The organism is Mycobacterium parascrofulaceum ATCC BAA-614, assembly GCF_000164135.1.
In the GTDB taxonomy this organism is placed as follows: Bacteria; Actinomycetota; Actinomycetes; order Mycobacteriales; family Mycobacteriaceae; genus Mycobacterium; species Mycobacterium parascrofulaceum.
Window position 1 is genome coordinate 1 of the sequence record NZ_GG770612.1, and the last position, 1,364, is coordinate 1,364.

A 1,364-nucleotide genomic window follows, 5' to 3' on the forward strand; every position below is an offset into this window, starting at 1 on the left:
ACAGTTGTCGGCGTCGTCTGAAAACTGACCCCGTGTCGACGCGGTGGTTTCTAGGTGCGGTCGCAACACTTCTCTAGATTCTGGAGGTTGTGTTGGCATCGTCGCGTCGGGTGAAGAAGGGGCCGGGACGTCGTCCGCAGTCGGCCAAGCGTCAGCGGTTCATGGAGTTGCGGGCTCGCGGGTGGAGCGTGCGGGCCGCGGCCCGCGAAGTCGGTGTGTCCCGGTCCGCTGCGACGAACTGGACACGCGGTTACAAGACCTACCGCAACGGCGTCGCGGTCGGGTTCGTCCCGCCGCTAGATCGACTAGCGGTCCGCCAGATCAGCACGCGATACCTGTCCCAGGACGAGCGCATCGAGATCGCCGATCTGCATCACTCAGGGCTGAGGGTGCGGACGATCGCCACCCGACTCGGTCGAGCGCCGTCGACGATTTCGAGGGAGCTACGGCGCAACGCACCAGCCGGCCGCGGATATCAGCCCTTCGATGCCCACCGGCGAGCCACCGCGCGACGAGCACGTCACCACCGCCGTCGGGTCGACACCAACGACCAGCTCGGTAACGCGGTCGCCGAGCTGCTTCTTCAGCGTTGGAGCCCCCAACAGATCAGCCGTCACCTCCGCCACCGCTTCCCCGATGATTCATCGATGTGGTTATGCCACGAAAGCATCTATCAAGCTGTCTATCAACCGAATTCACGTTTCATGCGGCCCTCGCGATTAGCGCCGCACCGACGCTCACCGCTGCGCACCGGTCGAGATCACCGCCGAGCGCATCACCGCCAGAGTTGCCGGCGGCCGCGGTTCCAGCAGCCGATGCTCACCATCCACGACCGGTCCTTCTCGGCTGTCGACCGGTCTGAAGCCGGCCACTGGGAAGGCGACCTTATCATCGGTAATAACCACCTCTCGGCGATCGGCACTCTGGTCGAACGCCAGACCCGGATGCTGCGGTTGGTGCATCTGCCTCGCAGTGACGCCGACTCCCTGCACGCGGCCTTGGTGGCCCGCATGAAGGATCTGCCACCCACGCTGATGCGGTCGATCACCTGGGACCAGGGCACCGAGATGGCGCGCCACCTTGCCACCACCGACAAGCTCGGCGCGCCCGTCTACTTCTGCGACTCCAGATCACCCTGGCAACGCGGCACGAACGAGAACACCAACGGACTGCTGCGCGACTACTTCCCGAAGGGCGTCACCCTCATCAGCCACCCGCCGGAGCAGTTGTTGGCCGTCGAACACGAACTCAACCATCGCCCCCGCATGGTCCTCCAAGACCGTTGCCCCGCCGATCTATTCGCTGCCCTGTTAGTCTCGAGTGATCCGTCGGTGTTGCGACGTTGAGTAGAACCCACCCCGTCG

The 1,364-nt window shown here is 64.7% G+C and carries 1 protein-coding gene; it reads left to right on the forward strand.

Annotated features, from left to right (window positions below; translation table 11 throughout):
- Nucleotides 1-92: 92 nt before the first annotated feature.
- Complete coding sequence (locus HMPREF0591_RS29810; RefSeq protein WP_101930934.1) at nt 93-1,346, forward strand: IS30 family transposase; 1,254 nt, start codon at nt 93-95, stop codon at nt 1,344-1,346.
- Nucleotides 1,347-1,364 lie beyond the last annotated feature (18 nt).